General features: G+C 70.5%; 23 protein-coding genes. 11 read left to right on the top strand and 12 right to left on the bottom strand.

Annotation, left to right across the window (positions count from 1 at the left end; translation table 11 throughout):
* The first annotated feature begins 32 nt into the window (after nt 1-32).
* Genes AB0J58_RS00750 through AB0J58_RS00735 form a run of 4 tightly spaced genes read left to right on the top strand, consistent with a single transcriptional unit; the run spans nt 33 to nt 2,761 of the window.
* The gene (locus AB0J58_RS00750) at nt 33-467 is read left to right on the top strand and encodes a roadblock/LC7 domain-containing protein (protein WP_355550082.1); all 435 of its coding nucleotides are present in this window, start codon (nt 33-35) and stop codon (nt 465-467) included.
* Nucleotides 464-820, top strand: coding sequence for a DUF742 domain-containing protein (locus tag AB0J58_RS00745; protein ID WP_343978665.1), 357 nt, complete (start codon nt 464-466; stop codon nt 818-820). Before AB0J58_RS00750 ends, AB0J58_RS00745 begins: the two co-directional genes overlap by 4 nt.
* A 4-nt stretch (nt 821-824) precedes the next feature.
* A complete protein-coding gene (locus tag AB0J58_RS00740; protein WP_364208343.1) occupies nt 825-1,424 on the top strand; it encodes an ATP/GTP-binding protein in 600 nt (199 codons plus the stop codon).
* Entirely contained in the window at nt 1,421-2,761 is a 1,341-nt protein-coding gene (locus AB0J58_RS00735; RefSeq protein ID WP_364208340.1) for a cytochrome P450, read from the top strand. Before AB0J58_RS00740 ends, AB0J58_RS00735 begins: the two co-directional genes overlap by 4 nt.
* Nucleotides 2,762-2,810: 49 nt before the next feature.
* Here AB0J58_RS00735 and AB0J58_RS00730 read toward each other — a convergent pair whose 3' ends face one another.
* Nucleotides 2,811-3,392 (bottom strand): helix-turn-helix domain-containing protein, encoded by a 582-nt coding sequence (locus tag AB0J58_RS00730; protein WP_364208337.1) that lies wholly within the window; start codon nt 3,390-3,392, stop codon nt 2,811-2,813.
* A gap of 86 nt (nt 3,393-3,478) precedes the next feature.
* Here AB0J58_RS00730 and AB0J58_RS00725 point away from each other — a divergent pair, with 86 nt between their 5' ends.
* Nucleotides 3,479-4,363: an NmrA/HSCARG family protein gene (locus AB0J58_RS00725; RefSeq protein WP_364208333.1), complete on the top strand. Its 885-nt coding sequence runs from the start codon at nt 3,479-3,481 to the stop codon at nt 4,361-4,363.
* Between the two features lie 10 nt (nt 4,364-4,373).
* Here AB0J58_RS00725 and AB0J58_RS00720 read toward each other — a convergent pair whose 3' ends face one another.
* Nucleotides 4,374-5,633 carry an RNA polymerase sigma factor gene (locus tag AB0J58_RS00720; RefSeq protein ID WP_364208543.1) on the bottom strand — a complete coding sequence of 420 codons (1,260 nt, stop codon included), beginning with the start codon at nt 5,631-5,633 and terminating at the stop codon, nt 4,374-4,376.
* A 200-nt stretch (nt 5,634-5,833) separates the two neighbouring features.
* On the opposite strand from AB0J58_RS00720, the gene AB0J58_RS00715 reads away from it, so the two are divergent.
* A complete protein-coding gene (locus tag AB0J58_RS00715; RefSeq protein WP_364208330.1) occupies nt 5,834-6,466 on the top strand; it encodes a TetR/AcrR family transcriptional regulator in 633 nt (210 codons plus the stop codon).
* Complete coding sequence (locus AB0J58_RS00710) at nt 6,463-7,179, top strand: VC0807 family protein (RefSeq protein WP_364208327.1); 717 nt, start codon at nt 6,463-6,465, stop codon at nt 7,177-7,179. The genes AB0J58_RS00715 and AB0J58_RS00710 overlap by 4 nt, the downstream gene beginning before the upstream one ends.
* Here AB0J58_RS00710 and AB0J58_RS00705 read toward each other — a convergent pair.
* The 5 genes from AB0J58_RS00705 to AB0J58_RS00685 all read right to left on the bottom strand — a co-directional run bounded on the left by AB0J58_RS00705 (nt 7,155) and on the right by AB0J58_RS00685 (nt 14,200).
* Nucleotides 7,155-8,318 carry an FAD-dependent monooxygenase gene (locus tag AB0J58_RS00705; protein ID WP_364208324.1) on the bottom strand — a complete coding sequence of 388 codons (1,164 nt, stop codon included), beginning with the start codon at nt 8,316-8,318 and terminating at the stop codon, nt 7,155-7,157. The genes AB0J58_RS00710 and AB0J58_RS00705 overlap by 25 nt on opposite strands.
* Nucleotides 8,319-8,370: 52 nt before the next feature.
* A complete protein-coding gene (locus AB0J58_RS00700; protein ID WP_364208321.1) occupies nt 8,371-11,427 on the bottom strand; it encodes a BTAD domain-containing putative transcriptional regulator in 3,057 nt (1,018 codons plus the stop codon).
* Between the two features lie 54 nt (nt 11,428-11,481).
* Complete coding sequence (locus AB0J58_RS00695) at nt 11,482-12,849, bottom strand: PAS domain-containing protein (protein ID WP_364208318.1); 1,368 nt, start codon at nt 12,847-12,849, stop codon at nt 11,482-11,484.
* A gap of 226 nt (nt 12,850-13,075) precedes the next feature.
* The gene (locus AB0J58_RS00690; RefSeq protein ID WP_364208315.1) at nt 13,076-13,450 is read right to left on the bottom strand and encodes a YciI family protein; all 375 of its coding nucleotides are present in this window, start codon (nt 13,448-13,450) and stop codon (nt 13,076-13,078) included.
* A 57-nt stretch (nt 13,451-13,507) separates the two neighbouring features.
* Complete coding sequence (locus AB0J58_RS00685) at nt 13,508-14,200, bottom strand: DUF998 domain-containing protein (protein WP_364208312.1); 693 nt, start codon at nt 14,198-14,200, stop codon at nt 13,508-13,510.
* A 344-nt stretch (nt 14,201-14,544) separates the two neighbouring features.
* Between AB0J58_RS00685 and AB0J58_RS00680 the strand changes: the two genes are divergently transcribed.
* Together AB0J58_RS00680 and AB0J58_RS00675 are read left to right on the top strand one after the other, a co-directional pair.
* Nucleotides 14,545-15,591, top strand: coding sequence for a histidine kinase (locus AB0J58_RS00680; protein WP_364208309.1), 1,047 nt, complete (start codon nt 14,545-14,547; stop codon nt 15,589-15,591).
* Nucleotides 15,588-16,244 (top strand): response regulator transcription factor, encoded by a 657-nt coding sequence (locus AB0J58_RS00675; protein WP_343982388.1) that lies wholly within the window; start codon nt 15,588-15,590, stop codon nt 16,242-16,244. Before AB0J58_RS00680 ends, AB0J58_RS00675 begins: the two co-directional genes overlap by 4 nt.
* 82 nt (nt 16,245-16,326) lie before the next feature.
* Here AB0J58_RS00675 and AB0J58_RS00670 read toward each other — a convergent pair whose 3' ends face one another.
* Complete coding sequence (locus AB0J58_RS00670; RefSeq protein WP_364208306.1) at nt 16,327-17,088, bottom strand: DUF2306 domain-containing protein; 762 nt, start codon at nt 17,086-17,088, stop codon at nt 16,327-16,329.
* A 147-nt stretch (nt 17,089-17,235) separates the two neighbouring features.
* Here AB0J58_RS00670 and AB0J58_RS00665 point away from each other — a divergent pair, with 147 nt between their 5' ends.
* The gene (locus tag AB0J58_RS00665; RefSeq protein ID WP_364208304.1) at nt 17,236-18,219 is read left to right on the top strand and encodes an NAD(P)-dependent alcohol dehydrogenase; all 984 of its coding nucleotides are present in this window, start codon (nt 17,236-17,238) and stop codon (nt 18,217-18,219) included.
* 157 nt (nt 18,220-18,376) lie between these two features.
* Here AB0J58_RS00665 and AB0J58_RS00660 read toward each other — a convergent pair whose 3' ends face one another.
* Nucleotides 18,377-18,862: a hypothetical protein gene (locus tag AB0J58_RS00660; protein WP_364208301.1), complete on the bottom strand. Its 486-nt coding sequence runs from the start codon at nt 18,860-18,862 to the stop codon at nt 18,377-18,379.
* A gap of 169 nt (nt 18,863-19,031) precedes the next feature.
* On the bottom strand, nt 19,032-19,481 hold the full coding sequence (locus AB0J58_RS00655; protein ID WP_364208298.1) for a MarR family transcriptional regulator: 450 nt from the start codon (nt 19,479-19,481) through the stop codon (nt 19,032-19,034).
* 99 nt (nt 19,482-19,580) lie between these two features.
* Between AB0J58_RS00655 and AB0J58_RS00650 the strand changes: the two genes are divergently transcribed.
* Complete coding sequence (locus AB0J58_RS00650) at nt 19,581-20,447, top strand: alpha/beta hydrolase (protein ID WP_364208296.1); 867 nt, start codon at nt 19,581-19,583, stop codon at nt 20,445-20,447.
* Nucleotides 20,448-20,530: 83 nt separating this feature from the next.
* On the opposite strand, the gene AB0J58_RS00645 is transcribed toward AB0J58_RS00650, so the two are convergent.
* On the bottom strand, nt 20,531-21,202 hold the full coding sequence (locus tag AB0J58_RS00645; protein ID WP_364208293.1) for a hypothetical protein: 672 nt from the start codon (nt 21,200-21,202) through the stop codon (nt 20,531-20,533).
* 265 nt (nt 21,203-21,467) lie between these two features.
* Nucleotides 21,468-21,710: a hypothetical protein gene (locus tag AB0J58_RS00640; RefSeq protein ID WP_364208290.1), complete on the bottom strand. Its 243-nt coding sequence runs from the start codon at nt 21,708-21,710 to the stop codon at nt 21,468-21,470.
* Between the last annotated feature and the right edge of the window lie 236 nt (nt 21,711-21,946).

Raw genomic sequence — 21,946 nt, 5'->3', positions numbered from 1 at the left:
CGCGCCCGCGCCGAAGGGGCACCCCGTCGTTTATGAGCACAACCGACGCTTCGCACACCACCGATCGTGACTTCGACTGGCTACTGGAGAACCTCAAGGAGAAGACCCCGGGGATCAGGCATGTGCTGGTGCTGACCAGGGACGGCCTGAAGATGTGCTTCACCGCCGGCCTCGGCCGGGACGGGGCCGACCAGCTCTCCGCCCTGGCCGCCGGGATCCAGAGCCTCTCGCTGAGCGCCTCCGCCGAGTTCGGGGACGGCATCGGAGCGGGGCAGGCGATGGTGGAGTTCGCCGGCGGACTGCTGCTCATCGTGCCGGCCGGGGACGGCGCCCACCTGGCCGTGGTGGCCGAGGAGGACGGCGAGGTGGGGCTCATCGCGCACAACATGAACGAACTGGTGGAGCAGATCGGGGTCTACCTCACCGCGGCACCGCGGCAAACGGAGAACAGCGACGACCGCGGATGACACGGCGAGCCATCGACCGAGAAGACCCGGACCGGCTCTACACGGTCACCGGGGGGCGCACCAGCGCCGACGAGAAGACCTTCGACTCCGTCTCCCTCATCGTCAGCGAGTGCGCCCCCACCCCCGGTATGCAGTCCGAGCACATCAGGATCCTGCGGATGGCCCAGCGGCCGACGGCGGTGGTGGAGATCTCGGCGGAGCTGCGACTGCCGGTCAGCGTGGTGAAGATCCTGCTGCGCGACCTGCTGGACACCGGTCGTATCACCGTCCGTCATCCGTCGATCGCCGCACAGGCCGAACGACCGGATCCCGAAATCCTGAGGCAGGTGCTCGTTGCACTCCACAACCTCTGACCAGATGGCGGCCACCGTGCGAACGCCGCTGCGCACGACCGCCGCGGACGCCCTGAAAATCGTGATCGTCGGCGGATTCGGGGCGGGAAAGACCACCATGGTCGGCTCGGTGAGCGAGATCCGCCCGCTGAGCACCGAGGAGGTCATGACCCAGGCGAGCGTGGGCATCGACGACGCCAGTCAGGTACGGACCAAGTCGACCACCACGGTGGCCTTCGACTTCGGCCGGATCACGCTGAACGCGAGCAAGGTGCTCTACCTGTTCGGCGCGCCCGGTCAGCAGCGGTTCTGGTTCGTGTGGGACCAGTTGTTCGCCGGCAGTCTGGGCGCGGTCGTGCTGGTGGACGCCCGCCGCCTGGAGGACTCCTGGTACTCCATCGACCGGCTGGAGCACCACCGGACCCCGTTCGTCGTCGCGGTCAACCGCTTCACCGACGGGCCCACCCTGGATTCGGTACGCGAGGCGCTGGCACTGTCGCCCGAGGTCCCGCTCATCGACTGCGACGCGAGAGAGCGGTCCTCGTCCAAGCACGTGCTGATCACGCTCATCGAGCACCTCACCCGCACCTACGACCAGTCGCCCGCCCGAGAGAGCATGCCGTGACGAACTCCCCTCCCCTGCCCGACTCCACAGACCCGTCGGCCGCCTCGCCCACATCGCAGCATCCCGGGCGGGGACGGGAGCCGCTGGAGGGATACCCCGACCACGCCGATGCCGTACGACTGCACGCGTCACTGATCGGCGACGACCCGACCGCGCTGTTCCAGGAGATGCGCCGCGAGCACGGACCCGTCGTCCCCGTTCTCCTCGACGGCATGCCCGTCTGGTACGTGATCGGTTATCGCGAGCTGCACCATGTCACCAGCCAGCCGCAGTTGTTCAGCCGCGACCCCAGGCGCTGGAACCTGCAGGACCACCTCCCCCCTGACTGGCCGACGCGCCCGTACGTGACATGGCAGCCGTCCGTGATGTACGCCGAGGGGGCCGAGCACCAGCGGCGGATCGGCCCCATCAGCGACGCGCTGGACAGCGTCGACCGCACCGAGCTGGCCCTGATCTGCGAGCAGGTCGCCGACCGCGCGATCGACGAGTTCTCCGGGGACGGCCAGACCGACCTGATCTCCCAGTACGCCGACCGGATTCCGGCTCAGGTCATCACCCGGCTGTTCGGGCTGGCGGAGACCGACCTGCCGGAGCTGGTCGAGGACGTCAACCACGTGCTGAGCGGGAGCGAGGAGGCCCCCACGGCGCTTCCCCGGATTCTGGACAAGGTGAGCCGGCTCATCGCCGACAAGCGCGCCCTGCCGGGCCACGACCTCACCTCGCACATGCTGGCACACTCCGCGCGGCTCGCCGACGAGGAGATCGTCCTGGATCTGATCATGGTGTTGATCTCCTCCCATGACAACTGCTCCAACTGGATCGGCAGCACCCTGCGGCTGATGCTGGTGGACGACCACTTCTCGATGAGCCTGCAGGGCGGCCGCAGCAGCGTCGGCGAGGCACTGAACGATGTGCTGTGGAAGGACCCGCCCGCGCCGAACATGCCCTCCCGCTGGGCCGTGCAGGACTGCGAGCTGGCCGGGCGGCGCATCCGCCGGGGCGACATGCTGGTGCTCGGTGTCGCCGCGGCCAACGCCGATCCGCAGGTGCAACCGGCCGCCCATGCCGGCTCCGGCGCCAACCGGGCGCATCTGTCCTTCGGCCACGGCGAGTACGGTTGTCCCTTCCCCGCGCCCGAGCTCGGCGAGATCATCGCCAAGACGGCCGTGGAGGTCCTCCTCGACCGGTTGCCCGACGTCTATCTCACCGTGAAACCGGACGCGCTACGGTGGCGCCCTTCGCTGTGGGTTCGCAGCCTGGAGGCCCTGCCCGTACGGTTCAGCCCGGCCGTGCCGACCGGCCAGCGCCCGTCGAACACCTGGGACGCCCCCAGGTAGGCCCCTCCCTGCCCCGAAGACTCGATCGTCCGCGCACGGACGCCCCCGGTCAGGCCGGAGCGGAGCCCGGCGACCGGTCCGCGGCGAAGCCTGCGGCGGACAGGGAGAGCAGACGCTCGATCAGGTCGTGGCCGGTCGACTGCTCGCTCGCCCAGGCGATGCCCGCCACCAGGGCGAGGAGTTCGCCGATGACGAGGTCGGCGCGGACCGCACCGGACTCCTGGGCCCGCGCGAGAAGCCGGCCCCCGGAGGCGCGCATCGCGTGACAGGAGGCGTGCAGTTCGGAACCCTCCTCCCGCAGCGCGGCCATGACCGACGCCGGAAGACCCTGGTAGGTGGTCGAGCCGACGGCCAGCTCGCGCAGCCAGACGAGCAGCGCGTCACGGGGCGAGGACGCGGCCAGCAACTCTTCCGCCCTGCTCCGGAGGGCGTCGAAGCCACTGCTCATGAGGGCTTCGAGCAGGGCCTCCCGAGTGGGGAAGTGCCGGTAGAGGGTGCCGATGCCGACGCCCGCCCGGCGGGCGACGTCCCGTAGCGAGGCGTCGGTCCCGTGCTCGGCGAAGGCCTCCCTGGCAACGGCCAGCAACTGCTCGTAATTGCGGCGCGCGTCGGCGCGCATCACCTCGGCCATGCGATGTGCTCTCCAGGCATTGACAAAAGGAGCACCGCTCCGCTTAATATCGGAGCAGTGCTCCACATTCTAGCCATGGGAGAGACATGCCCCATTCAGAGAAGGTCGTCCTGGTCACCGGAGCCACCGGCAAGCAAGGCGGTGCCACGGCGAGACGACTGCTGGCCGACGGCTGGCAGGTCAGGGCCCTGGTCAGGGACCCGTCGGCCGAGGCCGCGCAGGCACTCGCCGGGGCGGGTGCCGAGCTCGTCAAGGGCGACATGCGCGACCGGGCATCGCTGGACGCGGCGGCCGAGGGCGTCCACGGCGTCTTCAGCGTCCAACCGGCGGCCGCGCCTCCGCACTTCGGCGACGACGAGGTGCGGTGCGGGGTGAACGTGGCCGAGGCGGCACTCGCGGCCGGGGTCGAACACCTCGTCTACACCTCGGTCGGCGGCGTGGACCAGGACACCGGCATCAGCCACTGGGACACCAAATGGGAGATCGAGCAGCACATCCGCGCGCTCGGCCTGCCGTACACGATCCTGCGTCCGGTGATGTTCATGGAGAACCACACCTCGGGACCGTTCGGGGTGTTCGGCGAGACCCCGCTGATCAGGATCATTCCGCCGCACTCCACGATCCAGCTCATCGCCGTGACCGACATCGGGGCCTTCGCCGGACTGGCCTTCGCCGACCCCGGCGGCTACCTGGGCAAGGCCATCGAGCTCGCCGGTGACGAGCTGACCCGGCCGCAGCTGGTCACCGCCATCGAGGAGGCCGTCGGGCGCCCGCTCTCCACCGAGCCCGTCTCCCCCGAGAGGCTCAGGGAAACCGGCGTGAACGTCGACGACGTGACCCGGGCCGAGTCCTTCGGCGGCTGGCGGGCCGACATCCCCGCCCTGCGCGCGCTGCATCCCGACCTCATGGACTTCGCCACCTGGCTGGAGCGGGAGGGCAGGAGCAGGTTCGAGGTCCCGGACCGCCCCTGACGTCGTTCGCTCACCCCCGGGCGGCGGCCGCCCGGGTCAGGAAGAGGGTCCGCTCGCGCTCGTTGCGGGTGAGTTCGGCGGCCCTTTCGAACTCCTCGCGCGCCTCGTCGAGGCGGCCCAGTCTCGCGAGCAGATCACCCCGTACGGCGGGCAGTTGCGGATAGCCCCTCAGCGCGCGCTCCGCCGCCAGCCCGTCCACGATCTCCAGACCCCGCGCCGGGCCGTACGCCCTGCTCACCGCGACCGCACGGTTCAACTCCACCACGGGTGAGGGGGTGAGGTGGGCGAGCACCCGGTAGAGGGCGGCCATCCGTTCCCAGTCGGTGTCGTCGGTGGACCGCGCGCGGGCGTGGCAGGCGGCGATCGCGGCCTGCAGGCCGTAGGGACCGAGCGTGCCGAGCGCCTCGGCACGTTCGAGCGCCTCCAGTCCCCGGCGGATCAGCAGCCGGTCCCACAGCCTCCGGTCCTGGTCGGGAAGCAGGACCGGCTCGCCGTCCGGCCCCGTCCTGGCCCGGAGGCGCGACGCCTGGATCTCCATCAGGGCGACCAGGCCGTGCGCCTCGGCCTCCCGCGGCATCAGACCCGCCAGGATCCGGCCCAGGCGCAGCGCCTCCTCGCAGAGTGAGGGACGCGTCCAGTCGTCACCGGCGGTCGCCGAGTAGCCCTCGTTGAAGATGAGATAGACGACCTCCAGCACCGACGCGAGGCGCTCGCCCAGCTCGGCCGGGGCCGGCATCTCGATGCGCACCCGCTTCTCGGCGAGGGTGCGCTTGGCCCGGAAGATCCGCTGCCCGACCGTCGGTTCCGGCACCAGGAAGGCCCGCGCGATCTCCTCGGTGGTCAGGCCGCCGAGCAGGCGCAGGGTGAGCGCCAGACGCCCCTCGGTGGACAGCACCGGATGGCAGGCGGTGAAGAGCAGGCGCAGCACGTCGTCACCGATGTGGTCGTCGAGGGCGTCGTCCAACTCGGCCTCGGCCGCCTCCTGACGGATCTCCACGTCCCGGCCGACCTCTTCGAGCTTGTGCTCGTAGCGGGTCCTGCGGCGGAGCAGGTCGATCGCCCGGTGCTTGGCGGTCAGCATGAGCCAGGCTCCGGGATTATCCGGTACGCCGGATTTCGGCCACTGCTCAAGCGCGAGGACCAGCGCGTCCTGCGCGAGTTCCTCGGCCAGGCCGACATCGCGCACCATCCGGGCAAGCCCCGCGATCACCCGTGTGGACTCGATCCGCCAGACCGCCTCGACCACCCGATGAGACTCACCGACCACCATGTCTCCCGATCCAACCATCTCGCCCGCACCCGCGACACCTCTCGATCCCGTCGCCCGAGACCCCGGACACGGCGCGGACACGGCGCGGACACAGCGCGGACACGGCGCGGGCGCGCACGGACCGCGAACCGGACGGGACAGCCGTCCTTACCGGGCCCGGCATGCTTGCTCGCGTTACTCGTATAACGTATTTTTTACTCATGCAAGTAAAAAAGAGCGGGGAAACATCCGCCGAGCGCTCCTTCACCGGCGCGGCCAGGCGCGCCCAGATCATCGCGGCGACCATCGAAACGATCGCCGAACTCGGCTACGGCCAGACGTCCTTCGCCCGGATCGCCGAACGGGCGGGCCTGAGCAGCACCCGCCTGATCTCGTACCACTTCGCCGGCAAGGACGAGCTGATGAGCGCGGCCGTCGCCGAGTTCCACGAGCACATCGGACGGTTCATGGCCGGGCGGATGGCCGGCGTGACCTGTGCCCGTGACGCGCTGCGCACCTACATCACCGCGCTGGTCGCCTACATCGCGGACAACCGCGCACGGATGCGGGCGATGATGGAGATCTTCCTCAACTTCCGCGACGAGGGCGGAGCGAGCCGTTCCTACGACGAGGGCGACGAGAACGAGGTCCTCGGCCACCTCCAGCGCATCCTGCGCGACGGGCAGCGCGGCGGCGAGTTCCGCGACTTCGACACCTTCGTCATGGCGGCGACCGTGCAACGCGCCCTGGACGGCCTGCCGTTCCTGCTGGAGGCCAGACCCGATCTCGACCTCGCCGCCTGCGCCGAGGAGTTGGCGACGCTGTTCGACCTGGCGACCAGGAGCGGGCCGTGAGCGTCCCGAGCAGGCGGCGCACGCTGCTGCGCCTGCTGGTCGACCTGCTCGTACCGGCCGCCCTGTACTACGTGCTGCGCTCGGCCGGGATGAGCGTCTACCTGTCCCTGCTCGTCACGAGCGTGGCGCCCGCGGCCATGGGCGTCCACACGCTGGTCAGGGAACGCCGGGTCGACGGGCTCTCCGTCTTCATGACGGCCATGATGGTGCTGGGCGTGGGGGCCTCGCTGATCAGCGGTAGCGAGCGGTTCCTGCTCGCCAGGGAAGGGTGGCTGACGGCCGTCGTCGGACTCTGGTTCCTGGCCAGCCTGCGGGTCGGGATGCCGCTCACCTTCCTGTTCAGCCGGCCGCTGCTGGAGCACAGGTTCCCCGTCCGCGGCACCGGCGAGCCATGGGACGCGCTGTGGGAACGGCTCCCCCGCTTCCGCAGGGCCTGGCGGGTCACGACCGTCCTGTGGGGCGCCGGCACCCTCCTCGACTCCGCGGCGCGCGTGGTCATGGCCTACACGTTGCCGGTCGACGCCGTCCCCGCGCTCGGCACCGCGCTGTACGCCGGCACGTCGATCACACTCATGGTGATCGCCAACGTCTACTTCGTCACGGTGGGACTCTTCGACAGGCGGAGCGCGATGTACGCGCCGCTCGACCACGAGGACGCCCCGGCACCCTCCGCCTGCCCCGCGCCGGGTCAGCGGCGCACCATCGACGGGTAGTCCTTGAGGGTTATGTCGGTCGCGAACCTGTCGGTCAGCCACAGCATCGGCTTCAGCAGGAATCCGTAGCGAAAAACCCGGTTGCGCATCCGGATCCGGCCCGGGGTGCCGGGGGCGAGGAAGGGGCCGGCGTTGCCGTTCCTGGCGATTCTGGCGTAGCCGCGGAACCCCTCCTCATAGCGCCGGAAGGCGACCCGATGGTCCCCGTCCGCCGCCGCGAGCTCTCCGGCCAGCACGTACGCGCCGACCATGGCCAGGCCGGTGCCGAAACCGCCCAGCGTGTTGCCGTAGGCGGCGTCACCGAGCAGCACGACGCGCCCCTTGGCGTAGCGCTCCATCCGGACCTGGCTGATCGAGTCGAGGTAGAAGCCGTCCGCCTGCCGTACCGCGTCGAGGATCGCGGGGGTCTGCCAGCCCATCCCGGCGTAGGCGTCGATCACGATCCGCTTCATCGCCTCGGCGTCGTAGCGGTCGTAGTCCAGCCGCGGCGAGGCGAAGGCGAAGAAAACATCGGCTCCGGGTCCCCCGACGGCGACCATCCTGCCGGGCTCGTTGTACATTTTCGCGGTCTTCCCGAAGCGCCGCGGAAGGTCGGCCAGGGCGTAGTAGTGGCCCAGGAAGCGGACATGGTCGGACTCGGGGCCGAAGGCCAGCCGGCGAACGCCCGAGTGGATGCCGTCCGCGCCCACCACCAGGTCGAAGGTCCGCGGAGCGCCGTGCTCGAACGTGACGTGGACGCCGCCCTCGGTCTCGGCGAGCGAGGTGATGGAGTCGCCGAAGACGTACCGGCACCCGGCGGCGAGCGTCCTGTCGTACAGCAGCCGGGACAACTCCCCGCGCGGGATCTCCAGTTCGCCACCGCTGAACTCGCCGGGCATCACCGCCAGCCTGCGGCCGTTCGCGTCGACGATCTCCTGGTCGGTCCCGCCGGTCTGCGACCGCCGCACGTCTTCCAGGATGCCCATCCGCTCCAGCACCGACAGGTGGGTCTCGCCCTTGAAGTCGACCGCCTGGCCTCCGAGGCGCAGGGCGGGGGCCTTCTCGACCACGGTCACGGTGTGGCCGTAGCGGTTGAGCCAGTAGGCGAGAGCGGGACCGCCGATACCGGCACCGGAGATCAGGACGTTGCTGTTTCTCATGTCTCCGAGCCTCGCCGGGAGCGCTGACAGACCGGTGACAGCCGGCTGACGGTCAGGAGATGGCCGTCAGCGCGTCGTCCCGGCTCAGCGCGGCGCCCCTGGCGAACTCCGCAGCGAAGGCCTCCGCGCCGATGAGCTCGGTGGCGCCCGCGGCGACCCGCGCGACGTCAGGGTCGCCGGTGACGGCCGCACCGCGCAACGCCACCCCCACCCCGAGCAGGAACGCGGCCCGCTCCGCCGCGCCTTCGAACAGGGCAAGCCCCGCGTATCCCTCGGTGACCTGGGCGAGATCCGTCGTCACCGCCGGTGATGTGCGCGCCAGCGCGAGCGCCTCGCCGTGCCGGCGTCCGGCCTCCGCGCGGTCGCCTTCCGCCTCGGCCAGCCGTCCCAGCGCGGTGAGCACCAGCGGCGCGACGCTCTCGGTGGCGTAGCCGCCCGGGCCGGCGGCCTTTAGCGCCGCCGTGTAGTGCTCGCGCGCCCGTGTGTGATCGTGGCACCGCCGGGCGAGTTCGCCCCAGCCCAGCTCGATCGGCGACGATCGGTGCGACGCGCCCGTCCGGCGCGCCAGCTCGGTGGCGCGCCGCAGGTCGGCGCGAGCCGCGAGCACATCGCCCTCGCGCAGCAGCCCGTCGGCCCTCCGGCAGAGCACGTCCACCATCTCGTCCACAGCGCCGAGCTGTTCGTGCAGGTCCAGGGCCTCCCCCCACAGCCGCCTGGCCCGCGCCCAGTCCCCCCGCCAGCCGGCGATCACTCCCAGCCAGTCGAGCCCCTGCGCCATCCCCCAGCGCTCGCCCACGGAACGGAAGCTCGCCAGCGTCGACTCCAGCTCTCCCTCGGCCTCGGCCACGTGGCCGTCGAGCAGGTGCACCAGGGACGCCCCGAGCATGGCCACGGCTCGGTTCCACGGGTCGGAGCCGAGCAGCCGTTCCCGCATCAGGCCGGATCCGGGAGCCGGTGGCCCCGCGACCATGCCCCACAGCACGGACGTGAAGGGGTGGCGCAGCTCCCGGTCCAGTGATCGCATGATCTCCTCGGCCCGCGCCCACTGCGCCGGCAGGACATGCGGTACGGCCTGCAACACGCACAGGACGTACTCCTCCTCCAGCCCTTCGGGCGGCTCGGTGCCGAACCGTTCGAGCAGCCGGAGCGCCGGCGAGACCGCCTGCTCCCGCCGCCCGCTCAGCCACTGGTACGCCGCCAGGGCCGCGATCAGCCGCAGCGCCGTCTCAGGATCGTCCGATACGGCACGGCCCAGCGCGGCCCGCAGGTTGCTCTGCTCCGCGGAGAGCAGGGCCAGCCATTCGAGCTGCTCGGCCCGGCGCAACCACGGGTCGGCGCGCTGTGCCAGCTCCAGGAAGTGGGCGGCGTGCTCGGCACGCACCCGCTCCCACTCCCCCGCCTCGACCAGCCGCTCCGCACAGAACAGACGGATCGTGTCGAGCATCCGGTAACGGCCGTCGTCTGCCTCGATGAGTGACTTGTCCACCAGGTCGGCCAGCACCTCGCCGGATCCGCAGACCCGTTCGACGGCCTCCAGGGACGAGCCGCCGGAGAACACCGAGAACCGCGCGGCCAATACCTGCTCCTCGGGGCTGAGCAGGCTCCAACTCCAGTCCACCACCGCGTGCAGCGTCCGGTGCCGTGCCGCCGCGGTGCGATCACCGCGTGACAGCAGCGTGAACCGGCCGTACTCCTTCAGGCGCGCGACGATCTCCTCGATGGTGAACGACCTCAGCCTCGCCGCCGCCAGCTCGATGGCCAGCGGCAGCCCGTCCAGCATGCCGCAGATCTCGGCGACCTCGGCCCTCACGACGGAGCCGGGACGTACCGCGGCGGCTCGCTCCATGAACAGCCGCACCGAGGGATAGCCGAGTGCGTCGTCCAGGTCCGTGCCGGGGGGCGGTACGGCCAGCGGCGAGAGCGGGACGAGCACCTCACCGGTGAGCCCGAGCGGCTCGCGGCTGGTGGCCAGCACGGCCAGCCCCGGGCAGGCGTCGAGCAGCCGCCGGACGAGCGCCGCGGCCGGGGCGATCACGTGTTCGCAGTTGTCCAGGACGAGCAGGAGCTCCTGGTCTGCCAGGGCCGCCACGAGCCTGCCCGCGGGGTCGAACCGGCCCGGCATCGGCGGCCGCAGACCCGCCTCGCGCAGACCGAGCGCGCCGAGCACCGCCAGGGGGATCTGACCTCCGTCGTCGAGCGGGGACAGGTCGACGAAGCACACGTCCCGCGTCCGGCGGCGGGCCGCCTCGATGGCCAGCCTCGTCTTGCCGGTGCCGCCGGTACCGGTCAGGGTGATCAGGCGGGAGTCCCGTAGCGAGTCGATCCGGTCCAGTTCGGCCTCGCGGCCCACGAAACCGGTGAGCTGCGCGGGCAGCCGGTGCCGTACCGTCTGCCCGGGCCGCTCCGCGCCGCGCAGGATCGCCAGGTGAAGCGCCGCCAGTTCCGGCGACGGGTCGGCACCGAGCTCGTCCGCCAGCAGCCGCCTGACCTCGTCGAAGACGGCCAGCGCCGCGGCCTGCTGCCCGGAGGCGTGCAGCGCCCGCATGAGCTGGCCCCACAGCCGCTCGCGCAACGGGTTCTCGGCCGCCAGCTGCCGCAACTCGGCTATCGAGGTGCCCTCCGGGAGCGCCAGCTCGGCCTCGACCAGTTCCTCCCGCGCCGCCAGCCGTAGCTCTTCCAGCCGGGCCGCCTGCGGCGTGCCGGCCGGCGCGGGCCCTCGCCACAGTGCCAGTCCTTCTTTGAGCACCTTCGCGGCATGCTCATGCCGGCCCGCTGTCAGCAGCCTGTGCCCCTCGCGCGCGAGCCGCTCGAACCGGTACGCGTCGACGTCCTCGGGGTCGATCGCGAGCCGGTATCCGGCCTGGTGAAAGGTGATCAGGCCGGGCGGCAGACCGCGGCGGAGCCGGGACACCTGGGCCTGGATCGCGTTGGCCGCACCGGCCGGAGGATCGCCACCGTACTGCCCGTCTATCAACCGGTCCACGCTGACCGGCCGGCCCGCGTCAAGCAGGAGCAGCACCAGCAGCGCACGCGACCGGGGGCCGCCGACGGAGACGGGTTCCCCCTCCTCCGTCCGCACCTCCAACGGCCCCAGGATTCCGAACTGCACGAGACCGATTGTGGTCCATGCGTCCTACTTCCCGAGGATCGGCCCGAATCCGGCTCAGCACGCGTCGCGGTACTCGGTGGCCGCGACCCTGATCCGGGCCACCTGCGCCTCCAGCTCCCGGACATCGAACGGCACGGCCGAGGACTCGAACTCCCTGCCCAGCGCGTGCAGCATGTCCAGACCGTCCCAGATCGCGGCGAACTCGTCGTCGATCGGCCGCACCAGGTCACCGAGTGCGTCCTCGACCCGGTGACGCAGGACGAGCATCCGCCACTTCCCAAGGAACCAGCGAAACTCCGTGAGCCGCTCGCCCGCCTCGGCGATCTCGGCGACGATCTCGCGCAGTGTCCGGTTCACCTGCTGTGCCCTGGCCGACATCTCCAGCACGCTCTCCTGCACGGCGTCGCAGAGCTGGGGCACCTCGCTCAGCGACGTGGGCGGCGCGAGACCGTCCGCGACCTCGGCCGCGAACGCGGCGACCATGTCGTTGTGCAGGCTCGCCAGCACGATCCGGAAGCGCAGGTCCGTGACGTACGAGCGCAGCGCGGCGAGCCTGGGCACCAGCCGCTCCAGGGTGACCGTCGCGGTGCCCGTCGGCGTGGCCATCACCCGGGCGACGTTGCTCAGCACCGGTACGGTGTCGGCGACCGTCTCGGAGGCGACCTGGGCTCTGGCGACCACCTCGTCGAGCCGGCGGGCGACGTCGAGCACCTGGTTGGACGACCGGATGAGCCGGTCGCTGAACACCCGGTAGCCCTCCAGCCGCTCCACCAGGCCGGTCAGTAGCGTCTCCAGCGTTCCGACCCCGGCCAGCACCTCCGCGATCGGTCCCTGTGCCCAGGGCCGGGCATAGGTCGCGGAGGCCAACCGGCCGCGCGCCGCCACCTCCGCGGTCAGCGCCTCGGTGAGGAAGTCGTCGTGCGAGCCGAACCCGAGTTCTCCCAGCAGCCGCTCGATCTGCTCCCTGCCGGCCAGCGCCACGTCACGCCGGTTCATCCGGTCGTGCTCGGCCGCTTCGAGTTCGACGTCGGCGACATACTTGTATATGCGCTTGACCTCCTCGAACAGTCCGGCCCGCGGTGCCATTCGAACCGACAGGAAACCCTCTGCCGAGGGCGTCATGGTGGCGAAAACCCAGTAGTGACTGCCGTCCTTGGCCAGGTTCCGCACGTAGGCCCCCGCCGGGCGCCCGGCGAGCATGCGGTCCCACAGCAACTGGAAGATTCCGGCCGGCATGTCGGGGTGGCGCACGATGCTGTGCGACGCTCCGGTGAGTTCGTCCAGGGAGAACCGGGAGGTCCGGACAAAGACGGAGTTCCCGCTGCGGATCAACCCGCGCCGGTCCGTCGTGGAGAAGAAGAGCTCCTCCGGACCGATGACCTGCTCCAGGCCGCTGGGCACGGTCAACTCACCAAAACTCATCGTCCGCCTCTCCGATCCTGGGAGACGGTATCAGCCGGATCCCACGGCCCCGAGTGGAGGTCACGGCCGCGCGCTCCTTTCCGGGGGACGCCTGACCTCGCCCGCCGCCGGTACCGGCGATCCCGCGAACGACTCCCGGTGTACGCGTCCAGCCCGTGAGTGCGTGTCCGGACGCGCGAACCCCCGGCCGGGGTTTCCGGCCGGGGGTTCGCGCACGGTGGTGAGATCAGGCGGGGGCGGCGAAGTCCTCGGGGCCGAAGACGCGCAGCACGTCGGCCTCACCCTCCCAACCCGCCCAGTGATCGCGGTGGACCTTCAGGAAGCGGGAGGTCCACTCGACGGCCTCCTCCTTCGAGCGGACCTGGTAGAGCGCGTAGCTGATCAGTTCCTTCGCCTCGGCGAACGGGCCGTCGGTGACGCTCAGCCTGTCCCCGGTGATCGCGACCCGCGCGCCCTGCGCGCTCGGGGCCAACCCGGCGGTGTCGAGCAACGCCCCGGCCGCGGTGGCCTCCCCGCCGAGCTTGGCGATGGCCTCCATCAACTCCACCGGCGGCGGGGTGGTGGGCTGGCTGGTGACCTTGAGAATGATCATGTATCGCATCGGACGTCTCCTTCGATCTTGTTTTCTTGACGGTGTGGTGCGGGGGGTTTGGTGTGTTCAGGCGTGCCGGGGGGCGGTGTGCCGGTACAGGTGCAGGGACAGGGCCGAGAGCCAGGCCCAGATGATCACGATCCCGGAGACGAAGACCAGGTTGGCCCACGGAGCACCCGCACTGGTCGCGATGGCGGCGAAGGCCGCGAGGAACAACCCGCCGGTGAGCCGGGAGTAAAGCGCCCACCCGGTACGGCCCGCGGCGGCGAACCTGCGGCCGATGACGAAACAGGTCACGATCACGCACAGGAAACCTACTGCGCCGCAGGCGAAGTGGAGCATCCCGGACAGGCTCACCTCCCCGGGCCCCTCCGGCGTCCCCACCGGGAAGCCCATCGCCGGATCCGCCCGGAAGATTCCCGCGCCGATCAGGCTCACCCCGTACGTTCCGACGAGCCGGGGAGCCCAGGTCGCGCCGCGTCCACCGGCCAGGGCCCGGCCCAGGCCGACCGCGCAGGCGATGACCATCAGCCCGGTAACGACGAAGTCGGTGATCTGGATCCAGCCGAGGTCGCCGTTGGCCAGCAGGCTCCATGCGTGGCGGGAGAGGTCGAACCCCTCCCGGGTCAGCGCCTGGGCCAGGGACACCCCGACGTACAGCGGCCCGGCGATGATCCCGTAGCCCAGCAGCGACCTGGTGACACCGGTACGCGGGTCGCAGGTCACCGGGTGCGCGGCCCTCGTCGTCTGCTGGGTCATGGCCGTTCTCCTCACGAGTCACGGGCCGGCTCTCGGGTGTTCCTCCCGGCCCTCTGACTACGCTTCGAACGGGACCGTCCCGATTCGACAGCCCGCTCAAATCTTTTTCAAGATCTTTAGCGCCGCTGTGCGGCGCGCGGTACGGCCGCGCCGCCACACGCGCTCCCACCTGTCGGGGCCACGCGACGGTGAAATGCGCCTCTTGTACTTTGGGCCGCCCCGAGCAGCGTGGACTTTCGTACCATGTTCAGGTGCTCGCCCTTCTTCGCTCCGTATGGGACGAGCCCCGACCTCCCAACCCGCCGCCGCGGGCTTGGCGGGACTGGGCGCTCGTAGGAGTACTCATGGCGGCCGCGGTGCTCGAAGGAGTCCTGCGGCCCGATCTTCCGTGGCGGGCCGTCTCGGTGACCGTCACCGTCGGGCTGACGCCCACGCTGTTGTGGCGCCGGACCAACCCGCTGCTGATGGTCGTGATCGCCTTCGCCGTCACGAGCCTGGCCCCGCTGCTGACGAACGGCGACCCCCTGGATGCGTACACGATGGTGTACGTGCTGGTCTTGCTGTACTCGTTGTTCCGGTGGGGTTCGGGACGCGAGGCCGCGATCGGTTTGGCGATCATGATAGTCGTGGTCTCCCTCTCGCTGCTCTCCGGCCGCCTCACCCTCGGCGACGCGGGCGGCGCGTTCGCCGTCACGTTCTCGGCCATCGCCCTGGGCGGGGCGCTCCGCTACCGTGCCGGGGCGAGAATGCGCGAGCTCGACCAGATCAAGCTGCTCGAACGCGAACGGCTGGCCCGCGACCTGCACGACACCGTCGCCCATCACATCTCGGCGATGGCGATCCGGGCACAGGCGGGCATCGCCACCTCGGCGTCGCGGCCGAACTCCGCGACCGAGGCGCTCCACGTGATCGAGGCCGAGGCGGCACAGGCCCTCGACGAGATGCGCGCCATGGTCCGCCTGCTGCGCCGGGACCAGCCCGCGGAGTCGGCTCCCGTCCGTCGCATCACCGACCTCGGACAGCTCGCGAGCCCGGGCCGTTCCGGCCCGTCCGTCGAGGTGGAGATCTCCGACGACATCGGTGAGCTTCCCCTGCCGATCGAGGCTGCGATCTACCGCATCGCCCAGGAGTCGGTCACCAACGCTCGGCGGCACGCCCGTCACGCCACCCGCATCGAGGTTCGCGTCGCCGCCGACGACACATCGGTGCGCCTGCGGGTGAGCGACGACGGCGACGGCGGCCTCGTACGCTCGGCCGGGTCACCGGGATACGGGCTCATCGGCATGATCGAACGCGCCGACCTGCTGGGCGGCACCTGCGAAGCCGGCCCCGCCCCGGATCGGGGCTGGACCGTGACCGCCGTACTGCCCCGAACCGGAGCGGTGACGTGAGCATCCGGGTGCTCGTCGCCGACGACCAGGAGATCGTCCGCACCGGGCTCACCATGATCCTCGACGCCCAGCCGGACATCGAGGTCGTCGGCGAAGCCGCCGACGGGTGGCGGGCCGTCCAGCTCGCGCGGCGCCTACGCCCTGACGTGTGCCTGTTCGACATCCGCATGCCCGGCCTCGACGGCATCGAAGCCACCCGCTCCCTCGCCGGGCCGGGCATCAAGGACCCCCTCGCCGTCGTCGTCATCACCACTTTCGACCTCGACGAGTACGTCTACGCCGCGCTGCGAGCCGGTGCCCGGGGTTTTCTGCTCAAGAACGCCGGAGCCGACCTGCTCTCCCAGGCCGTCCACGCCGCCGCGAACGGCGACGCGCTCATCGCCCCGAGCGTCACCGCACGACTGCTGGGAACCTTCGCCCGCACCGTGCCCGCCACGCCGCCGGTGCGCCCCATCGAGGCGCTCACGGCCCGGGAGGAACAGATCCTGGCCACCGTGGCACGCGGACGGACCAACAGCGAGATCGCCGACGAGCTGCACATCTCCCTCAGCACGGTGAAGTCCCACATCGCCAGCCTGCTGGCCAAGCTGGGCGCCCGCAACCGGGTCGAGATCGCCATGTGGGCCTACGAGACCAACCGGATCAGGAACTGATCGGCGAGATCCGGGTCTCCCGCGCCGTGACCGGCGACGGTGGCGGATCGGGGCCCGCCTGCCGTCTCCACCGAGTCCCCCGTCACCGGCCCGCGAAACCGCTCGCGGAAGTGCGGGGCGAACTGAGCGGCCGCCTGCGGATGAACCATTCGGCCACCGCGAGGTTGATCACCCACCCGGCGCCCACCAGTAGGGCCCGGGGAAGCTCTCCGGGGGTGCCGGCGATCAGGAACCACGGCAGATGGGTCAGCGCCTGCGTGCCCGCCCCCTGCCCGATCGCGTAACCGCGGATCATCCATTCGCGGTGCCGGGCGATGTCCCGCCGTCGGATCGCGGCGAGGCCGAGGAGAATGGCCATGATCATGGCCGTGCCGAACACGAGCCGGAAGCCGGCGAGGAGATCGCCGTCGCCGACGGGGCGGGGATAGAACAGGGTCATCCACAGGCCGGTGGCCGCTGCGACGAGTCCGCACGGGATCAGGAGCCGCCCGGCGGCGCGGTGCCAGCCGGGCCTCCGCCGGCGAAAACCCGGGGCGAACTGGAAGGCCCCCAGAACGCTGTACAGGCTGACGCACACGATATGCGCCACCACGGGAAGGGGGGCCGCGAAGAACCGCGCGTTCTCCGGCGTGATCGCCGCACCACCTGCCAGCTCGTCGAGGCGCACGGCGCCCGCGGCCATGGGAACGGCGCTGAGCAGGATCAGCGCGGTGGGCAGGAGCCATCCCGCCCTCGTGGCGGAGGCTGCGGGGGAGGTCCCCGCGCCGTTCCGGCCGTCTGCCGGGCGGCCGCTTCGCGGCGTCCCCGGGAGCGGGAGATGTCTCGTCGTGCGCTCGTCGGTCATGCCCCGATCATGACGACCGAGGCGACACGGCTCATCGCCAGAACGGCCCGATTCGAACCAGCCGATCTTCCCCCAAACAGGCGTACTTTCGGCCGATGAGCCCTTCCCGCAGGACTTCTACATTGCTCCTCAACGAGAGGAGAAACGATGAAGGCGTTCGTTCTGCGGGCATACGGCTCACCTGACGTCCTGGACCTCACCGACGTCGACAAGCCCGTCCCCCGCGACGACGAGGTGCTGGTCCGGGTGCGGGCCACCTCCGTCAACCCGTACGACTGGCACAACATGAGAGGCGAGCCGTACATCGCGCGTCTGATGGGCGGCCTCGGAGCGCGCAGCCCGAAGCTCGAAATCCTGGGCGCCGACATGGCCGGGCAGGTCGAGGCGGTCGGCAAGGACGTGACGGGGTTCCGCCCTGGCGACGAGGTGTTCGCGGTGCTCGAACAGGGTGGCTTCGCCGAGTACGTGTGCGTCCGGGAATCCGAGCTGGCGCCGAAGCCGAAGAACCTGTCGTTCGAGCAGGCGGCGTCGGTACCGATGGCGGCCAACACCGCCCTGCTGGGCCTGCGCGACGACGGACGAATCCAGCCGGGGCAGAAGGTCCTCGTCAACGGGGCGTCGGGAGGGGTGGGCACGTTCGCCGTGCAGATCGCGCGAGCGTTCGGCGCGGAGGTCACCGGCGTCTGCAGCACGCGTAACGTCGACCTGGTCCGGTCGATCGGCGCGAAAGAGGTCATCGACTACACCAAGGAGGACTTCACCCGGAGTGGAGAGCACCACGACCTCCTGCTGGACATCGCGGGAAGCCGCTCGGCATGGGCGTGCCGGCGGGCGTTGACCCCCCGGGGAACCCACGTCGTCGTCGGTGGGCAGGCCGGCCGATGGCTGCAACCCCTCGGTCACGTGTTCTCGGTGCTCGCGATGTCGCCGTTCGTGTCCCAGAGGATGGCCCTCACGGACGCGACCCGATGCACGGAGAACAAGCAGAACCTGATGACGCTGACCGAGCTCATCGAGGACGAGAAGATCACCCCGGTCATCGACCGGCACTACCCGTTCGAGGAGATCCCGGCGGCCATCGGATATCTGGAGGAGGGACACGCCCCGGGAAAGGTCGTCGTCACGGTTTGAGGCACCACCGGATCCGCCAGGCGCACGACGCCCGGCCGGGCCGATGTCCCGCCCGTGGACCCCTTGACCGCCCAAGGGGTCTCCGCCTTCGGTCACGCTCCGGTGATTCTGTTCGACCGGGCCGATACGGCGGATCCGAGCGCCGGCCGGCGAAGGCTCATCGGAACCGCCACAGGCCCTCGTCCACCCGGACCTCGGGCAGGCCCGGCATCGGCGCCGTGGCCGCGTGGAGCACATACCGGTCGTCTTCCTCGTCCATCGCGGCGCGAAGGCGGGTGCCGTCCGCAAGGATCACCGTCCACAGCCCCGGTGGTTCGGTGTCGCCGTACAGCACGTACGTATCGAAGTGGGCGGCGAACCGCTCGGCGAACTCCCGGCGGCCGACCCGCTCGGCCGGCCGGCCCTCGACGCCGACGTCAAAGCCCATCGCGAAGTGGCCGAAGACCTGCCGGTACGTGCAGAACACGGAGAACACCACGTCCTGCGGGATGTCCCGCGACCGCTCGGCGATCCGGTCGTCATGGCTCACGAACAACTCAGACTCGGCGATCCCGAAACAGTCCAGCAGGAATGTCCGCAGCCCGCTCTCCGGAACCAGGCAGGACGACAGACAGTCGTAGCCCGTGGCGGCTGTTTCCGTCACGACGCCACCCTAGGCGCCCACTCGACGAAGTGCCCCGAACAGCCGCGAGACCACCCGGAGGTCGTCCTGCCCCGCCGCCTGTTCCCGCACGGTCGCGAACCTCGTCCGGCGGGCTCCCGGCTTGACGCCGTCGGCTACTTCGAAGTGCTCCGAAGGGACGCCGCAGGTGCTACTCCCGGCTGGTGACAGCCTCGTGCACGCCGCTGAGAAAGCGCTCGACGGTCGCCTGGTCGGCGGCGTCGAACCGGCTCATGACGGCGACCACCTCGTTGATGAGCGGGCCGAAAAAGCTCCAGCCGAGCGCGACCGCGCTCTCGTCCACTTTCAACAGCACACGCCGACGGTCTCGGGTGTCGCGTTCCCGGCGCACGTGACCGAGTCTTTCCAGACGGTCGATCACCGCCGTGGTACCCGCGGAGTTGAGGCCGAGATGCGCCCCCAGCACTCCCGGGGTGGCGGGCGCGCCCGTGCGAACGGCATCCAGGAGACAGATGAGCGCACGCACATCGGTCGGGTGGAGGGCGTGCCGGGCCGCGAATCTCTCCCCGACCCGGTCGAGCTCCATGGTGATGGCGCGCAGCAGGTGCACCACTCGCATCCCGGCGTCCTGCTCGTTCACGTCGTCCGCCACCTTCCTCTGTTCGTCGCCGCTGCCATATTATGGCAATATCTCGCTCAGCGAGATTCTTGTTTGGCGAGTTATCTGTTGAGGTGAGGCATGTCCGATGACGGCCACGGCGCGAACGCGGCCTTCCTCGCCGCCTACGACGCGGTCCTGGAGCGTTGGCCGGTCCAGGTCGAGCCGATCGACCTATCGTCGGCATACGGAACGACGCGGGTGAACGCGTGCGGGCCCGCGGACGGCCCGCCGCTGATCCTGTTGCACGGCGGTGGCACCACCGCGGCGATGTGGTTCGCCAACGTCGCCGAGTTCGCACGCCGGCACCGGGTGTACGCCGTGGACCGCATCGGCGAACCGGGACGGAGCGTCCGGGGCGAGCGGCCTCCTCGCAGCGTCCCCGACCTGCTCGGCTGGCTGGACGGGGTGCTCGACGGGCTCGGGGTCGGAAACGCCGCCGTGTGCGGGCACTCCTACGGCGGGTGGGTCGCCCTGACCTACGGCCTGCACGCGCCCCAGCGGGTCCGGCGGCTCGTTCTCCTCGATCCGACGCAGTGCTTCGGCGGATTCCGGGTGGGATACCTGGCACGCGCGCTGCCGTCCCTCATCCGGCCGACGGCCTCGCGGGCGCGGGCCTTCCTGGCGTGGGAGACCGACGGCGCGGAAACCGACCCCGCCTGGCCGCAGCTGTACGGCCTGGCCGCGGAGTTCCCGGACACGAAGATCGTGACCGGGAAGCAGCCCGGACCCGGACTACTGCGCACACTCACCACGCCGACCCTTGTGCTCCTCGCCGGGCGCGGCAAGGCCCATCCCCCTCACCGCATCGCGTCCGCCGCCACACGCCTCCTGCCGAACGCGGAGACCGCGGTGCTGCCGGACCTCTCCCACCACGCGATGCCGTGGCACCGGGCCTCCGACCTCAACACCCGCGTCGTCGGCTTTCTCGACAGGACGGCGACCTGAGACCGAAGGTCCGTGCGCGAGGAGCACTCCCCCTGCCGCCCGAGGCGGCGTCCACCGATCCGCCTTCCACCCGGTGACAGGCGTCAGACCATTGCCGACTCCCCACCGGGATAGGCGAACGACGACCGGGGCGAGTAGAAACCCCACACGATCTGCAGCGGCTCGGCGGGGCGGAGAGCATAGACGGAGTGGCCCGGCTCCAGAAACTCCAGTGACACGATCTCGAACGGGTCGACCGGTTCCGCCACGAACGGATAGATCCCGCTGAGCCTCTGTCCGCCGACCTCCGTGATGTAGCGCAACTGGCCACGGTTGACCGCCGTACCGGTGTCACCGACCCGCGCGGTCGTGCGGATCACCGGCACACCGTCCGACTCGGTCGTCGCGACCAGTTCCCCGCCGCTGACCTCGATCGTGGTACGGCCCGCGGTGGCGGGCACACCTCGGGCGGTCGCGTACTCGCGCACCACCACGCTGGAGTTGAAGTAATGCGTCCACCACCGGCCGGGGGTCACACCGTCGGGGGCGTAGGCGTCCTCCAGGTCCGGCCCGATGTAGGTGAGCGAGTACGCACCGAAGCCCGAAGTCTGCTCAGGCCGGTCGACGACGTACTGATTCATGAAGACCTGGCGGTTGGCCATGGGCTCCAGACCATCGGGCACCAGGGCCGCGACGGCCTCGGGGTCGGCCGGCACCCAGCCAAAGTAGATCATCCGGCTGTTGACGACGAGCTGGGGAGCCACAAGTTCGGACACGACTTCTCCCTGACCATCGACGGCATACAGCCGGAACATACGTTACGTACCCGCGGAGAACAATGACGGACATCAACTCCGGACACCTGACAACGGCGCCGGCCCGGTCGTGAGCAAGGTCCTCACGCCGTCCTCCCGCTTCATCCGGCGTGGATCGGGTGTACCGGTCAGGCATCGCCAGACGTGAGCCCGACAGGGCGGGAGACCCCGGTGCCGGCGAGCGTGTGTCCATGACCCGCCGGTCCGCCGGAAGGTCAGGGACGACTCAGCGTTCGTAGAGGTACCACCCGCTGGGGGTCTGCTCGCAGTAGTACCAGTCCCCGGAGTGCCCTTCCGCCTCGGCTTTCCCCGCCTCGAAGTAACCTTCCACGCCCTGGCAGAAGAGCCTGCCGTACTCGCTGGGCGGGAAGCTGCTGATCAGCGTGGCCGCCTGTGCGGGGGCGGCGAACAGGCCGGCGCTGGAGGCGGCGACGGCCGCGACGACGGCGATGCGCGTCCTGAGTCTCACGGTTCGGCTCCCATCGATCGAATGTCAGGCGCGGGTCCGGAGCCCACGACGAGTTGATCTCGTACCGCCGACGGTAGGGCCGGCGACGGAGCGCTCCCTGGACCTTCTGAACCTGGGTTTGGCATGCCCACCAAGAGGCTGTGGTTCTGCGCTATGGCGGCAGCCCGGGGTCGTCGGGGAGACGGCGATAATGCAAAATTCAATCATGGGCAACGAGCGGGCAGCAGCCCGGGAGC

The organism is Streptosporangium sp. NPDC049644 (assembly GCF_040675205.1).
Classification (GTDB): Bacteria; Actinomycetota; Actinomycetes; order Streptosporangiales; family Streptosporangiaceae; genus Streptosporangium; species Streptosporangium fukuiense.
Note: the sequence above shows the minus strand (reverse complement) of the source record. Positions and strands in the feature narration are given on the sequence as shown.

Coding starts and splice junctions, on each gene's coding strand:
- AB0J58_RS00690 (WP_364208315.1), bottom strand. CDS start 13,450: ATGCGATACATGATCATTCTCAAGGTCACCAGCCAGCCCACCACCCCG.
- AB0J58_RS00745 (WP_343978665.1), top strand. CDS start 464: ATGACACGGCGAGCCATCGACCGAGAAGACCCGGACCGGCTCTACACG.
- AB0J58_RS00730 (WP_364208337.1), bottom strand. CDS start 3,392: ATGGCCGAGGTGATGCGCGCCGACGCGCGCCGCAATTACGAGCAGTTG.
- AB0J58_RS00725 (WP_364208333.1), top strand. CDS start 3,479: ATGCCCCATTCAGAGAAGGTCGTCCTGGTCACCGGAGCCACCGGCAAG.
- AB0J58_RS00715 (WP_364208330.1), top strand. CDS start 5,834: ATGCAAGTAAAAAAGAGCGGGGAAACATCCGCCGAGCGCTCCTTCACC.
- AB0J58_RS00650 (WP_364208296.1), top strand. CDS start 19,581: ATGTCCGATGACGGCCACGGCGCGAACGCGGCCTTCCTCGCCGCCTAC.
- AB0J58_RS00720 (WP_364208543.1), bottom strand. CDS start 5,633: ATGGTGGTCGGTGAGTCTCATCGGGTGGTCGAGGCGGTCTGGCGGATC.
- AB0J58_RS00705 (WP_364208324.1), bottom strand. CDS start 8,318: ATGAGAAACAGCAACGTCCTGATCTCCGGTGCCGGTATCGGCGGTCCC.
- AB0J58_RS00750 (WP_355550082.1), top strand. CDS start 33: ATGAGCACAACCGACGCTTCGCACACCACCGATCGTGACTTCGACTGG.
- AB0J58_RS00740 (WP_364208343.1), top strand. CDS start 825: ATGGCGGCCACCGTGCGAACGCCGCTGCGCACGACCGCCGCGGACGCC.
- AB0J58_RS00680 (WP_364208309.1), top strand. CDS start 14,545: ATGGCGGCCGCGGTGCTCGAAGGAGTCCTGCGGCCCGATCTTCCGTGG.
- AB0J58_RS00695 (WP_364208318.1), bottom strand. CDS start 12,849: ATGAGTTTTGGTGAGTTGACCGTGCCCAGCGGCCTGGAGCAGGTCATC.
- AB0J58_RS00665 (WP_364208304.1), top strand. CDS start 17,236: ATGAAGGCGTTCGTTCTGCGGGCATACGGCTCACCTGACGTCCTGGAC.
- AB0J58_RS00685 (WP_364208312.1), bottom strand. CDS start 14,200: ATGACCCAGCAGACGACGAGGGCCGCGCACCCGGTGACCTGCGACCCG.
- AB0J58_RS00670 (WP_364208306.1), bottom strand. CDS start 17,088: ATGACCGACGAGCGCACGACGAGACATCTCCCGCTCCCGGGGACGCCG.